The sequence below is a fragment of the Empedobacter sedimenti genome, assembly GCF_030005555.1.
Lineage (GTDB): Bacteria > Bacteroidota > Bacteroidia > Flavobacteriales > Weeksellaceae > Empedobacter > Empedobacter sedimenti.
Genome location: NZ_JASCQG010000004.1, coordinates 111,535 through 126,993 on the forward strand (window position 1 = coordinate 111,535; position 15,459 = coordinate 126,993).

Below are 15,459 nucleotides of genomic sequence, written 5' to 3' on the forward strand. Positions count from 1 at the left end.
TTTTTCTTTTTTTATAATACTTTTTACTAATTTGAATAATTAGGAGCTTCTTTTGTAATCACAACATCGTGTGGATGCGATTCGTGTAAGCCGGCACCTGTGATACGTACAAATTTTCCGTTTTCAATTAAATCTTGGATTGTTGCAGTTCCGCAGTATCCCATTCCGGCACGTAAACCACCACATAATTGATAAATAACATCAGCGATAGATCCTTTGTGAGGAACACGACCTTCAATTCCTTCTGGAACTAATTTCTTTGCATCAGCTTGGAAATAACGATCTTTAGAACCACGTTTCATCGCAGCTAAAGAACCCATTCCTTGATAAGCTTTAAATTTACGACCTTGGAAAATAATTTCTTCTCCTGGTGCTTCATCTGTTCCTGCAAATAAACTACCTAACATTACTAAGTTTGCTCCAGCAGCAACAGCTTTTACAATATCTCCTGATAATTTGATTCCACCATCACCGATGATTGAAACATTACGCGTTTTTGCATAATTGTAAACATCATGAATAGCAGAAAGTTGAGGAACACCAACACCAGCTACAACACGAGTTGTACAGATAGATCCTGGTCCAACACCAACTTTTAATGCATTTGCACCTGCATCAATCAATGCTTTTGCAGCTTCAGCAGTTACAATGTTTCCACCAACAATATCTAATTCTGGGAAAGCATTTCTAACTTCGGCAACTTTACTGATAACTCCAGCAGAATGTCCGTGAGCAGAATCTAAAGCAACAATGTCAACTCCTTTATTTACTAAAGCTTGAACGCGTTCTAATGTATCTGCACCAACTCCAACTCCTGCACCTACACGTAAACGACCTTTAGAGTCTTTACAAGCATTAGGGAATTCAGTTAAATTGTCAATATCTTTAATTGTGATTAAACCAATTAATTTATTGTGCTCATCAACGATTGGTAATTTTTCGATACGGTAACGAGAAAGAATTTCTTTTGCTTTTTTAAGATCTGTATCAATATCAGAAGTAATGATGTTTTCTTTTGTCATTACATCTTCTACTAATTGATCAAAGTTTTCTTGATAACGAATATCACGGTTTGTAATAATACCAACTAACGTTCTGTCTTCCTCAACAACTGGCAAACCAGAGATTTTATATTTCTCCATTAAGTTTACAGCATCTTGTAACTTGTGATGACGTGATAAAGTAATAGGGTCAGAAATCATTCCGTTTTCAGAACGTTTTACCATATCAATTTCATTCGCTTGTTCTTCGATTGACATGTTTTTGTGAATAAAAGATAATCCACCTTCACGTGCTAATGCAATCGCTAATCTTGCTTCGGATACAGTATCCATTGCAGCAGAAACAATCGGAATGTTAAGGGTAATATTGTCTGTGAATCTTGTTTGTAGAGATACTTGGTTCGGTAATATCTCTGAGTAGGCAGGCACTAATAACACATCGTCAAAAGTGAAGCCCGTTTGTAGAATTTTGTCTGTTAAAGGCATTGCTTTTTGCATTGCAAATTTAGATGATAAATGTATAGAATCAAAATTATTTTAAAAAATCTATCACTATTTTTTTGAATTTGATGTTTTGTTAATATGATAATTAAACGATTACAAATAGAAAAATATTAGATAAAATAATCTTTAAAACATTGTTGTATTCTATAAATCTAATCATAATTTAATCTTTTCAAGATTCAGCTATATCAAATATTTATCTTATTTTCGCAAGATAGTTTATTGAACAAGATGGAGTTAAATTTCAAAAAATGGAATAACATCTTAGGTGTAGCTATGTTCCTGATTTCGATAATTTTGTATTTATCGAGTATGGAGCGCTACCTAAGTTTATGGGATTGTGGAGAATACATTGTATCATCTGCAAAATTAGGAATTACGCATGCGCCTGGAGCGGCTTTGTTTCAAATTGTTGGAGCAGTTTGGTCTGGTTTAGCTTTTGGTGACGGAAGCAAATATGCAATTTTAATTAACAGTACTTCGGCATTTTATAGTGCAGTTACAATTATGCTGTTGTTTTGGACAATTACATATTTTGTGCGCAAAATGTTTGCAAATACACAAGATCCAATCAATGTAGATGCTATCGAAATGAATGCTACTCAAAAAATAATCGCTCTTGGAAGTGGATTAGTTGGTGCGGCGGCGTTTATGTTTAGTGATACATTCTGGTATTCAGCAGTAGAAGGAGAAGTTTATGCAATGGCATCATTGTTTACAGCTTTACTTTTTTGGTTAATTACTAAATGGGATCAGGTTGCAGATACTCCTCGTGGAAACAAATGGTTAGTTATTATCTCTCTGGTAATCGGACTTTCTATCGGTGTTCACCTAATGGCAATGTTATCTATACCAGCAGTTTGTTTCGTTTATTATGCTCGTAAATATAGATTTACAATCAAGAGTTTTATTATTGCCAATTTAATAACGTTAGCAATTTTAGCTTTTGTATTCAAAATAATTTTCCCAGTTGTGATGACTTTCTTTGGTAAAACAGAGATCTATGTTGTCAATAATTTGGGAATGCCTTTCAATTCAGGTACAATTATCGCGACAGTTATTTTAATCGCAATCTTCTATTTCGCAATCAAATTAACACAAAAGTATGGTTCAGCGTTATTGAATACGATTTCGTGGTGTGTGATTTTTATGTTAATTGGTTTCTCTTGTTGGTTAGTTATTCCGATCAGAGCCAATGCAAATCCTCACATGAATTTGAATGATCCTGATACAGCTTTAGGTGTTTTAGATTACTTTAATCGTGAACAATATGGTTCTTGGCCAGTAATGTACGGACCAGTTTTTACAGCTCATATCGCTAACGATGGTTTAAAACGTGATGCAAATGGAGCACCAGAAAGCACAGTTCGTAGTTCAGAATATATCAAAGATCAACGTACAGGGAAATATTTAAAAGTTTCGGATCGTTTAGATTATAAGTATGAAGATAAATATGTAAAATTCTTTCCTAAAATGTTCAGCCCAGATGCTTCTATTATGGAGAATTATGCGGCTGTTTATGCATTCCCAAAGTTTTCTTTAAACTCTAAGTATGCAGGTGATTCTGAAGCTCAGAAAATGTATGCGCAATTGGTTGAGAAACGTCAAAATCGTCAATTAAAAGTTGCTGAATTAAAAAAATACAATGAAATTTTAGATATCGAACCTCCAACATTTGGAGAACAATTTAATTACTTTGTAGATTATCAGATCAACTATATGTTTATCCGCTATTTTATGTGGAATTTCTCTGGTCGTCAAAATGATTTAGAAGGTAATTTTGAAATTACTAAAGGAAACTGGATTTCTGGAATTCCTTTCATAGATAATCCACGTTTGGGTGATCAATCAAAATTACCAGAAGAGTATAAAAATGATGGTACAAACGTTTACTTTATGTTGCCATTGATTTTAGGTTTAATCGGTCTATTTACGCAATTAAACAGAAATTTTGTTAATTGGTGGTCGCTATTATCGTTGTTTATTTTAACAAGTGTCGGAATTATATTTTACACATCTGTAAAACCTTTCGAGCCGCGCGAACGAGATTATGCTTTGGTAAGTAGTTTTTATGCCTTTTCTATTTGGATTGGTTTAGGAGTTCAAGGAGTTTATTTATTAATCAAGAAATTAATGAAGAAAGAATTGAGTCCATCTTTAGCATTAGGAACGACAGTTATTTTGGCTGGAATTCCAATTTTGATGGGTGCTCAAAACTGGGACGATCACGATCGTTCAGAACGTTCAGTAGCTTATTCTTTGGCATATAATTATTTGAATCCTTTAGAGAAAAACGCTATTCTTTTTGTATATGGTGATAATGATACTTATCCACTTTGGGGATTACAAGAAACGGAGAATTTCCGTGATGATGTAAAAATTGCCAATTTAACGTTAGCAGCTTCACCATGGAATTTAGAGCAATTGCTACGTAAAACATATAATGCAGCGCCACTTCCTAGTGATTTGAAGCCGAAAGATTATCAAACAGGAACAAATGATCAAATTTTTGTGGTAGGTAATTCAATCAAAGGGCTATTTGACCAATTAAATGGATTTATAAAACCAGGATCTAACCAAACGTTAGAATCATTGAGTCAATTACCAATTGAACAAGTTGGACAATATTTTGCTGATCCTGAAATTGATCCAAACCAAGTAATGTCAGTTTATAAAAACTTGAAACCATTACAAAAATACTTGACAACGGATAGTATGACAGCTAAAGAAGCGATGGCTTTTTTAATGAACAATAAATCGCCAGAAAAACAAGCTTTAGCAGATTATTTTGGTTATCCAATTGGTCAAGCAAACTATTTACCAGTTTCTAAAATTATCGTTCCAGTAAACAAAGCAAATGCTTTAAAATATGGAATTGTTAATCCAAAAGATGCAGATAAAATGGTAGATTCTATTGTTATTGATATTAAAGCATCAAGCTTATTCAAAAACAATTTATTGTTGTTATCAATGATGGCAAAATATAATTGGGATCGTCCTATATATTTCAGTGGAGGAGGAATTTCTGATCCAGAAAATACATTCTACATGAATGATTATTTGTTGAATGCTGGATTAAGTTATAAACTTGTTCCAATTCATACTCCATTTGGTAAAGGAGGAATTATTGGTGCTTCAGATAACGATATGTTATTAAGAACATTTAACTCTTACAAATGGTCTGGATACAATAATCCTGATGCTTCGTTTAGCTTAACTGAACGTAATTATACATCTTCTTATCGAAATGCGGCTGTTCGTTTAGCAGATGATTTATTGAATGCAGGACGTAAAAAAGAAGCGGTTCAAGTATTGGATAAAGTGATGTTAGAAATTCCGGCTTTAGCTCGTTACGACATTGGTTATGGTGTAAGTAGAATTGCAGGAATTTATTTGAAAGCCGGTGAGGATAAAAAAGCACAAGAGTTATTTGACCACGTTCGTAAACAAGCAAATGCTAAAATTGCGTTTTTTGAATCTTTACCGAATGGGAAAGGTTACTCGGTCGGAGCAGATTTAGCAACAGCTAAAAATGATTTGATGATGTCTTTATATAACGAAGCTTCTGCTTTAGGTGAAAGAGGAGACAAAGCAAAAGCGCTGAAAGTATTTGAAACAGGATATTCTCCAGTTTTGAAAAAATTTGAGGCAATGTATAAAGAAGTAATTGCAGATGGTAAAGTAGATGATGCCGAACAAACAAAAATTATGAATCAGTTTAATTATTTAGATGAAATGATTGGTGTTGCAGCAGAAATTGATACTAATTATGCCAAAACTCAACAAGATTTATTATATAAAATGGTCGGACAATAAGTCAAACTAATATAAATGTGAAAGCTCCAAAATAATTTTGGAGCTTTTTTTGTATGATAAACTTACTGAAAACGAATTTGATACTATTTCATAACTTAAGTTTAGCTTAAATTTTAGTGAGTTTGGCACATAAATTGAAATTATACAAATTGGTTTAACAAAATTGTAAATATTTTAAAACATTATAAAAATGAAAAAAGTATTATTGACAGCTGCTTTCGCAGTAGCAGGTATGGTAGGAGTTTCAGCACAAACTTCAGGAGTAGAAGGAACAGTTCATGTAGGTATTCCAGTTGGTGATGCATCAGACGTTTCGTCATTTAACTTAGGAGTAGATTTAGCTTATTTACACCCAATCTCAAGCAATTTCAAGTTAGGAGGTAAAGTTGGTTATGATCATTTTATTGCAAAAGACGATTATAAAAATGTAGGTGGTGAAGATTTTGGATTTATTCCATTAGCAGCAACTGCTAAATATGAATTTGGTAATAACTTATTCGTAGGTGCAGATTTAGGTTATGCATTCTCAACTAAAGATTATATCGAAGGAGGATTATTTTGGCAACCTAAATTTGGTTACTCTGGTGCTAACTTTGATGTATATGCAGGATACAAAGGTATTTCTATAGATAATGATAATTATTCTAATTTTAATGCCGATGCTGTTTCAGTAGGATTTGCATATAAATTTTAATCAGAATAATATTTGATATTAAAAGCTACATCGAAAGATGTAGCTTTTATTGTTTATATATGTTAAATTTTTGTAATTAAGTAATTGTTTATTAGTTAAATAAAAGTTGAAAAATGATTTTAACATCATTTGGCATATATGTTGAAATTATGCATACATCATAATTAGAAACTTAAAAATTATAAAAAAATGAAAAAGATATTTTTTATTGCTGCTGCAATGTTAGGAGTTGTTAGTTTGAGCGCACAAGAAAAAACGACATCTGCACAATTTGGTATTAAAGCTGGTGCTAACATGTCTTCATTTAATGGTAAAGATGTAGATGATAATGACTACAAAGTTGGTTTTGGAGCTGGTTTATATGGTCATTTTCCAATTACGGAACAATTTGCTGTTCAGCCAGAGGTTAATTTTACTCGAATGGGTGGAAGAGAAAAAACTGATGTAAGAGAAGCTGGGAATACAACAGTAAAAACGTACAATAAAACAACGTTAGATTATATTCAGGTTCCGGTAATGTTAAAGTATTATCCTGCAGGGACTCGAGTTAATGTAGAAGTTGGTCCACAGTTTGGGTACAATGTGTATGCGAGTAATAAAACGCAAGTAAGTACATACGCAAATAATACAGTTTACAACGTGGAAGCAAAAACAGATGAGAAAGATAATATTAAAGATTTCGATTTTGGTGTAAACTTCGGTGTAGGATATAATGTGACGGATAATATTAATGTAGGAGCGCGTTATTACATGGGATTAACTAAAATTGGAGATGATAAAAACAACAATAATGTAGAAGTTGGTGATGTGAAAAACCATTCATTTTCTTTAGGAGTTGGATATTCGTTCTAATCGAAAAGATTTAATTATAAATAAAAAAGGATTCTGAATTTTTCAGAATCCTTTTTGTGTTTTTATAGAGTTGAATTTTTAATCTTTCAAGGCAATTTTTTTGATCGATTGAGTCAAAATTATTTTATTAATGATGAATAAAATAATGACAATTATTAATCCAAAACCAATCACTTCCCAAACGTGAGAACTTTCTGTTGCCATAAATTTTCCGACTTTTTCTTTGATGATATCTAAAATAAAATAAACCAACGGAATCGAAATAATATAACTGATTAACATAAATATAATCGAAAATTTAAGATACGGATGAGCTAATTGATTGATGTTATATCCAATCAAAAATAAATCTTTCGTTTTGTGCTTGTTCTTTTCAATCATCAATTGGAAATTGATAATCATCAACCAAATTGCTGCAAAAACAATGATTAAACCAATAAATAAAACCAACGAAAAAGCTAATTTCAGATAATACGTCAATTCATTATTTTTCAATTCATCTTTGTTGATATCATAATTTTGTTGTTCAAAATAAGTTGAAGCATTTTCATCACCTTGCGACTTTGTTTCAACAACAATTCGCGAAGGTTTAGTATTTTTTTGAGGCGAATAAGTATGATTTGCCCATTCCAAAAAGTTTTTAGGAACTAAAATCGTATTAATTTTTGTGGTAAAATCTACAATTCTTGCTTGATATACTTTCTGATTTTCCCCTTTTCCTAAAATCAATTGAAAAGGAATTTTAGTAAATAATCCTTCCGAAACTTGCGGTAAACCTTGACTTGTTGCAAAACCGAAATTGTACAAATTCAAATAACTTTTCGGAATAATAATCGGAATGAAATCTTGTCCTTCTTGCCATTTCCAATCCGATTCTTTTACATCAATAAAATCTTCTGGAACAGATTCGAAAAATAAATCAGTCGAAAAACCACGAATTCCAGCAACGCCACCAACTTGCAATTTTACAGGAAATTGACTGCTTTTGAATGTTCCAACTTTTGCCACAAAACTTTGTGATTTCAATTCGTTGATTTCATCTTCGCTAAAATTTGGTTTCTCCCCAGTGAAAGTTTGTAATGACGATATTTTTTTGTTCAAAATCACATAATTTGCTTTCCAAACGGAACTATCTTCTCCAAAATTTTTGGCATAATCCAAATAAATTGTTCCAGCCAAAATCAAGATAAAAAATCCAATGATTGAGAAAAAACAAAAGGTTGTAATTCGCAAGAAACTTAGGTTTTTACGAACTAATTTTTCGATTAAAGTATTAGAGTTGAATGACATTTGCAAGGCGTTTATCGTGAATTTCGTGTAAGCTTGTAAAAATGATTCCAGCGTTATTTTTTGCAGCTTCTTTGGTAACCAAATCAATCAGAAGTTGTTGATTCACATCGTCCAAATGACTAAAAGGTTCGTCTAAAAGCAAGAAGTCAAACGGTTGACAAAGTGCGCGAATCACTGCAATTCGCTGACGTTGGCCATAAGAAAGATGAATCGCTTTTTGATGTAAATGACTTTTTAAACCAACTTTTTCTATCCATTCAATAATCTGGTTTTCGGATTGATGTTGCGTTAATACATTTTTTAATTGAATATTTTCCATCAAAGTCAATTCTTCAAACAAATGTAAACCTTGAAAAACATAGGCGATTTTTTCGCGTCTAATTTTTGTCCAATCATTCAAAGAATAATTCTTAATATTTTGTCCATCAAACAAAACTTCTCCGTCATAATCTTTTCTATCGCCGTATAAAATATTAATCAACGTTGATTTTCCAACACCAGAATGTGCAACGATTTGATAAATATTTCCGCTCGAAAAAGTGTATGTATTTTTCCAAATTTCAGATTGTTCGAACCCAAATTCTTTCAGAGGATGTGGAACAAGTTGACTGATTTTAATTTCCATTTTGTTGTGCAGCTTGATTGAAAAATAGAGAATAAGCCTCGTCCAAAAGCAATAAAATCACTTCCAAACTGTTTTTATCCGTTTTTTTCATGTGTATTTTTCCTGTTTTTGTGTATTCATCAGAAACGCGATAATCAATGTAATCAAAGTTGGATAAAACCGTTTGCATTTCTTTTGTGTTTCCGAAAGGTATTTGTTGGTAAATATAATTTTGAACTTCTTTTGGATATTGATCAAAATTTAGATTAACATAACCAAACATCGGATTTGAGGCATTTGTAGCGTATTCTGATGTGACAAAATTTGAAGAACTTACCATATTGTTCAAATATTGATTCATAATCGATTGATTATTTGTGATGTACATCAAATTGTTTTTGTACGTCATATAAATTTTCATGTTTGACGAAATGGGTAACATGTAATAAGGTCCAATTTTTTGAATATTTTCTTGATGTGCTTTGATAAATTCGTTGAAGAAAAGATTGTTTTTCATTTTTCCACCCAAAACAAATTGAGGATAAACAATACGCTGGATGAAAGCTTCTTTTTTACCGAAAAAATCGTTTGGATTGAATGCTTGTCCAATCTCAAAATCATAAACACTAAATAAAGCTTCGCCTTCAAAACTTTGCTCCAATTTGTTTAAGTCAATTTCATATTGTTCTAAAAAAGTAGTCAAGAAATTTTGATTTTCGAACACATAACGCGTGTTGGCAGGATGAATTCCAAGTCCAATGTTCATATAACTTTGCGAAGGGAAATACTTAAAAAAATCTGTATTAATTTTTGATTTCCACATTGGGCGTTTTTCTAATTCAACTTTTGTTATTGCGTCTGGGTGAAATTTTTGAGTAAAATTTATTCCATCCGAAGTAAAGGAAATAAAATTAACCCAAGAACTTTTTGTAAAATCAAGGTTTTTCTTTTCAGAACTTTCGTGTTTTGAGAAGTTTTTCAAAAAGTTTCCAGTGTACCAAATGTTGATATCCTGCGAGTTTTTAACAAAATCTCCAAAACTATTATTTTCCTTCGCAAGTGAATGTTTATCGTTTATAATTTTAGTAAAATAATCTTGAATCGCTTTTTCTTCAACGCCAAACTCAGAAACAATGACTAAGAATTGAGATTTATTCCAAGCCATAAATGGTTTATTGAATCCAGAAATAGTCGTAAAACCCTCTTTCTTTTCAAAAGAAATATCTTTTTTGTATAAACCCTTGTAAATAGTTGTTAGATGTTCTTCAAATTGATCTTTGTCGCGCATATTTGTAATTAATGCGACCATATTTTTTCCGTTAATTTTTTGTCCAAAAAGGTAAATCGGACTAATAATATCAATTCCTGCAGAAGTAGGATTGTCTTTTATTTCGTTTAATAATTGATCAAATGTAGGGTCTTGGTTTTTGATTTCGCCTTCTGCTAATTGATAGAATTTGTATTGATTTAATTTTTGAAAATTGCCCTTTTCAGCTATTGATTTTGGATTGATCAACGCAACAAAATCTGCATCAGTCGGAATTAAAATAGTATAATCATCATTTTTAGAACAACTTGCAAATAGCAAAATGATGGCTATAATAGAATAGTATTTAAAGACTTTTTTCATTTTCGTTATATTTAAAAAATCATTGATTTCGCATTTTTTCATCTTTCTGTAAATGCATAAATTAACCTAGAATTAATAACTCTCAAGATTGGGTTAAATTTAAGCAATTATTAATATGATTTTCGTTTCTATCGCTATAAAAATATCTAAAATTTGCTTATATTCGCACTCCTTGATTTAGAAGATTTAAAGAAAGAATTCGATGGCAAAAAAGTTTAAAGAATATAAGCACTTAGACTTGGTACAAGTCTCAAAAGAAACATTAGAAGATTGGAAACAAAATAATGTTTTCGAAAAAAGTATCACGTCTCGAGAAGGAAAAGATTCGTACGTTTTTTATGAAGGACCGCCTTCTGCAAACGGGAAGCCTGGTATTCACCACGTTTTAGCACGTTCTATCAAAGATATATTTTGTCGTTTTCAAACGTTGAAAGGAAAACAAGTTTTTCGTAAAGCGGGTTGGGATACGCACGGTTTACCAGTAGAATTGGGAACTGAGAAAGAATTAGGAATTACCAAAGAAGATATTGGAACGAAGATTTCAATTGAAGAATATAACGAAGCGTGTAAACGTACTGTAATGCGTTACACTGATTTGTGGAATGATTTGACTGAAAAAATGGGTTATTGGGTGGATATGGAAGATCCATACATCACGTATAAACCAAAATATATGGAGTCTGTTTGGTGGTTATTGAAGCAAATTTATGACAAAAACTTTTTGTATAAAGGTTATACAATTCAGCCATATTCTCCAAAAGCTGGTACAGGTTTATCTTCGCACGAGTTAAATCAACCAGGAACTTATCAAGATGTTACAGACACAACGATTGTTGCTCAATTCAAAGTAAAGAAAGATTCGACAGATTTATTCAATGATTTTGATGGAGATGTTTATTTCTTGGCTTGGACAACTACGCCTTGGACGTTGCCATCAAATACAGCGTTAACAGTTGGTCCAACTATTGACTATGTTGTAGTTGAAACATTCAATCAATATACATTTGAGCCAATTCGCGTAATTTTAGGAAAACCATTGGTTGCTAAACAATTCGGAAAACCATATTTCTTAGCAGAAACAGAAGAAGACTTCAAAGTTTACGCAGCAGGAAATAAACAAATTCCTTACAGAATTGTTGGTGAATACAAAGGTGCTGATTTAGTAGGAATTCGTTACGAACAATTATTACCTTGGGCGTTGCCTTACGAAAATGCAGAGAATGCTTTCCAAGTAATTCCTGGAGATTTCGTAACAACAGAAGATGGTACAGGTATCGTACACACTGCGCCTACTTTTGGTGCGGATGATGCGCGCGTTGCAAAAGATGCTGGTGTTCCTCCAATGTTGGTGTTAGATACGCATGGAAATGCTGTTCCTTTAGTGGATTTACAAGGTCGTTTTGTGGCTGATTTACCAGAAGGTTACGGAGGTAAATATGTGAAAAATGAATACTACGATGATGGAACTGCTCCTGAAAAATCAGTTGATGTAGAAATCGCGATTTTATTGAAAGAAGAGAACAAAGCCTTCAAAGTAGAGAAATATAAACACAGTTATCCACATTGTTGGAGAACGGACAAACCGATTTTATACTATCCATTAGATTCTTGGTTCATCAAAGTAACGGATGTAAAAGATCGTATGGTTGAATTGAACAAAGAAATCAATTGGAAACCAAAAGCGACTGGAGAAGGACGTTTCGGAAACTGGTTAGAAAATGCCAACGATTGGAACTTATCTCGTTCTCGTTATTGGGGAATTCCATTGCCAATTTGGAGAACTGAAGAAGGAGACGAAGTAACTGTAATTGGTTCTGTAGAAGAATTAGTTGCTGAAATTGAAAAATCAATTGCGGCAGGCGTAATGACTTCTAATCCTTTCCAAAATTTCGAAGTTGGAAACATGTCAGAAGAAAACTATGATTTGATCGACTTACACAAAAATGTGGTTGATGAAATTACATTAGTTTCTGCATCTGGAAAATCGATGAAACGCGAAGCGGATTTGATTGACGTTTGGTTTGATTCTGGTGCAATGCCTTATGCGCAAGTTCACTATCCATTCGAGAATAAAGAAGTAATCGATAATGGAACAATGTATCCAGCTGATTTTATTGCAGAAGGTGTCGATCAAACACGTGGATGGTTCTATACATTGCATGCAATCGGAACATTAGTTTTTGATTCGAAAGCATACAAAAATGTAATGTCAAACGGATTGGTTTTAGACAAAAATGGTCAAAAAATGTCAAAACGTTTGGGGAACGCTGTCGATCCATTTGATACATTGGCAACTTATGGTCCTGATGCTACGCGTTGGTACATGATTGCGAATGCGCAACCTTGGGAAAACTTGAAATTTGATATTGCTGGAGTGGACGAAGTTCGTCGTAAATTCTTCGGAACATTATACAATACCTATTCATTCTTCGCTTTATACGCGAATGTGGATGGATTTACATTTGAGGAAGAAGAAATTCCTGTAAATGAAAGAGCTGAATTAGATCAATGGATTATTTCTGAATTGAATACATTAACGAAAAAAGTTGATGCGTTCTTATCAGATTATGAACCTACAAAAGCGGCTCGTGCAATTCAAGAATTTGTGATTGATAATTTATCAAACTGGCACGTTCGTTTATCAAGAAGACGTTTCTGGAGAGGTGATTATTCGAAAGATAAAATTGCAGCTTACCAAACATTGTACAAAGTTTTAGAAACAGTTTCAATTTTAGGTTCGCCAATTGCGCCATTCTTCATGGATCGTTTATATAAAGATTTAAACGCTGCTACAGGTAAAAATGCAGCAGAATCTGTTCATTTAGCAGATTTCCCCGTTGTAGACGAATCATTGATCAAGCCTGAATTAGAAGAGCAAACGCATTTAGCACAAACGGCGACAAGTATGATTTTATCACTTCGTAAATTGAGTGATAACAAAGTACGTCAACCATTACAAAAAGTAATGATTCCTGTTTTGAATGAAGCAATGAAAGCTAATTTGGAAGCTGTATCAGAATTATTGAAACAAGAAGTTAACGTTAAAGAAATACAACTTTTAACAAACGAAGAAGCTTCAAATCTTTTAGTAAAATCTATTAAACCTAATTTCAAGACCTTAGGTCCGAAATATGGTAAAGAAATGAAAGCTATTTCGGCTGCTACAGCAGAGTTGACGAATGAAGAAATTGTTAAATTAGAGCAATCAGGTCAAATAGATTTGTTAATTGACAACAAAACATTAACTTTAGATTTAGAAGATTTTGAAATCGCTACAAAAGACATTCCAGGATGGACTGTAGCATCTAATTCTACCTTAACAGTAGCACTTGATTTACAATTAACGGAAGAGTTAATTAACGAAGGTGTGGCACGTGAATTGGTAAATAGAATTCAGAATCTTAGAAAAGAAACCGGACTAGAAGTAACCGACAAAATTATACTTAACTTAAAAAATGATGAATCAATCGTAAATGCAGTCGAGCAAAACAAAGATTACATTTGTTCTGAGACATTAGCCGAAGATCTTGTTTTACAAGACGAAGTTGCAAATGGAGCAGAGGTTGAAATTAATGGATTGATGACGCAAATTGCGATTACTAAATTGTAGGCGTATGGCAACAACAGATGAAAAAGTAAGGTACTCTGACGCAGAGTTGGAAGAGTTCAGAACAATAATTCAAGAAAAATTAGATCAAGCAATAAAAGATTACGAATTATTAAAAGAAGCTTACACAAACGATAGTAATAATGGTACAGACGATACGTCGCCAACGTTCAAAGCGTTTGAGGAAGGTTCTGAAACTATGTCGAAAGAACAAAATGCGCAATTAGCAGCACGTCAAGATAAATTTATCCGCGACCTGAAAAATGCATTGTTACGTATTTCGAACAAAACATACGGTATTTGCCGTGTAACAGGAAAATTAATTAACAAAGATCGTTTGAAATTAGTTCCGCATGCAACATTAAGCATCGAAGCTAAAAATATGCAACGTTAATCAAGTATTTTGAAGAAAGTAGTATTCATTACCATTTTGGTTTTAATCATAGACCAAATCTCAAAATTTTACGTAAAAACACACTTTTTTTTAGGTGAAGACGTAGATGTTTTGGGTTGGTTTAAAATAGCATTTGTAGAAAATCCTGGAATGGCATATGGAATGCATTTCGGAGGAGAAACTGGTAAAATTGTTTTATCACTTCTACGAATTGCTTTAATCGGAATGATTATCTACTATATTAATGCATGGTCGAAAAAACTAAAAAATAATTTCTTTATCATTCCAATTGCGCTTGTTTTGGCAGGTGCAATAGGGAATGTAATTGACGGCATTTTTTATGGTGTTATTTTCGATAAAGGAACTACTTACAATGAAATGTTTCAGGATTGGGTAGGATATCAAGGTGTCGCACAAGCAAACTTTGCTGGTTATTCTGGTTGGTTTACGGGGTGTGTCGTAGATATGCTTTATTTCCCAATTGTAGAGTTTGATTGGCCTACTTGGATTCCAATTATAGGCGGTCAACATTATAAGTTCTTTCAGCCTGTATTTAATATCGCAGATTCGGCTATTTTTATAGGAGGACTTACTTTGTTCCTTTTCCGTAAAAAAGCTTTTACAACCGATAATGGTGTAAGATTAAGATTTTAAAAAGATAATCCCTCAGTTCAAACACTGAGGGATTTTTTATTATATTTATTTGAACAAGAATTGATTTTTATGAATAGTTGGTTTAATCTTTTAACTGAAAGTTGTGACAAGAATGATTTGTCTAAATATGTCACGATTTATCATATCAAAAGCTGTTCTTATGATGAGAGCTTTATTGGTAATAGTATTTCTTTAGACGATATAATTTCGATCATAAATAAAGGTTTTATTAATATTCAAAATGATACTTTAGAAATATTTGTAGCAATGAAGGAAGATAATATGAGTGATTTAATTGTAATATATAATCCCTTCGAATTATTTGAGAATCCATATGTCTACAAAATAATTTCTACTATTAATGAAGAATTAAAAAATCAATTATTAATCAATTCGGTACAAATAAAATAATT

General features: G+C 32.5%; 11 protein-coding genes. 7 read left to right on the forward strand and 4 right to left on the reverse strand.

All coding sequences use genetic code 11. From position 1 onward, the window contains the following. Window positions 1-26: 26 nt before the first annotated feature. Complete coding sequence (guaB, locus tag QHG34_RS05720) at window positions 27-1,487, reverse strand: IMP dehydrogenase (RefSeq protein ID WP_282629368.1); 1,461 nt, start codon at window positions 1,485-1,487, stop codon at window positions 27-29. Between the two features lie 249 nt (window positions 1,488-1,736). Between guaB and QHG34_RS05725 the strand changes: the two genes are divergently transcribed. From QHG34_RS05725 to QHG34_RS05735, 3 genes are all read left to right on the forward strand, one after another. Then, window positions 1,737-5,321 carry a glycosyltransferase family 117 protein gene (locus QHG34_RS05725; RefSeq protein WP_282629245.1) on the forward strand — a complete coding sequence of 1,195 codons (3,585 nt, stop codon included), beginning with the start codon at window positions 1,737-1,739 and terminating at the stop codon, window positions 5,319-5,321. A 190-nt stretch (window positions 5,322-5,511) separates the two neighbouring features. Continuing rightward, a complete protein-coding gene (locus tag QHG34_RS05730) occupies window positions 5,512-6,015 on the forward strand; it encodes a hypothetical protein (RefSeq protein WP_282629246.1) in 504 nt (167 codons plus the stop codon). Between the two features lie 189 nt (window positions 6,016-6,204). Further along, window positions 6,205-6,867 (forward strand): porin family protein, encoded by a 663-nt coding sequence (locus QHG34_RS05735; RefSeq protein ID WP_282629247.1) that lies wholly within the window; start codon window positions 6,205-6,207, stop codon window positions 6,865-6,867. A gap of 78 nt (window positions 6,868-6,945) precedes the next feature. Here QHG34_RS05735 and QHG34_RS05740 read toward each other — a convergent pair whose 3' ends face one another. The 3 genes from QHG34_RS05740 to QHG34_RS05750 are packed head-to-tail and all read right to left on the reverse strand — an operon-like array spanning window position 6,946 to window position 10,391. Further along, window positions 6,946-8,157: an ABC transporter permease gene (locus tag QHG34_RS05740; protein ID WP_282629248.1), complete on the reverse strand. Its 1,212-nt coding sequence runs from the start codon at window positions 8,155-8,157 to the stop codon at window positions 6,946-6,948. Next, entirely contained in the window at window positions 8,141-8,782 is a 642-nt protein-coding gene (locus QHG34_RS05745) for an ATP-binding cassette domain-containing protein (RefSeq protein WP_282629249.1), read from the reverse strand. The genes QHG34_RS05740 and QHG34_RS05745 overlap by 17 nt, the downstream gene beginning before the upstream one ends. Further along, a complete protein-coding gene (locus QHG34_RS05750; RefSeq protein WP_282629250.1) occupies window positions 8,772-10,391 on the reverse strand; it encodes a DUF4836 family protein in 1,620 nt (539 codons plus the stop codon). Before QHG34_RS05750 ends, QHG34_RS05745 begins: the two co-directional genes overlap by 11 nt. Before the next feature lie 202 nt (window positions 10,392-10,593). Between QHG34_RS05750 and ileS the strand changes: the two genes are divergently transcribed. From ileS to QHG34_RS05770, 4 genes are all read left to right on the forward strand, one after another. Continuing rightward, on the forward strand, window positions 10,594-14,001 hold the full coding sequence (gene ileS / locus QHG34_RS05755; RefSeq protein WP_282629251.1) for an isoleucine--tRNA ligase: 3,408 nt from the start codon (window positions 10,594-10,596) through the stop codon (window positions 13,999-14,001). Between the two features lie 4 nt (window positions 14,002-14,005). Beyond that, the gene (locus QHG34_RS05760; RefSeq protein ID WP_282629252.1) at window positions 14,006-14,392 is read left to right on the forward strand and encodes a TraR/DksA family transcriptional regulator; all 387 of its coding nucleotides are present in this window, start codon (window positions 14,006-14,008) and stop codon (window positions 14,390-14,392) included. A gap of 9 nt (window positions 14,393-14,401) precedes the next feature. Then, window positions 14,402-15,046, forward strand: coding sequence for a lipoprotein signal peptidase (locus tag QHG34_RS05765; RefSeq protein ID WP_282629253.1), 645 nt, complete (start codon window positions 14,402-14,404; stop codon window positions 15,044-15,046). A 69-nt stretch (window positions 15,047-15,115) separates the two neighbouring features. After that, on the forward strand, window positions 15,116-15,457 hold the full coding sequence (locus QHG34_RS05770) for a hypothetical protein (protein ID WP_282629254.1): 342 nt from the start codon (window positions 15,116-15,118) through the stop codon (window positions 15,455-15,457). Window positions 15,458-15,459 lie beyond the last annotated feature (2 nt).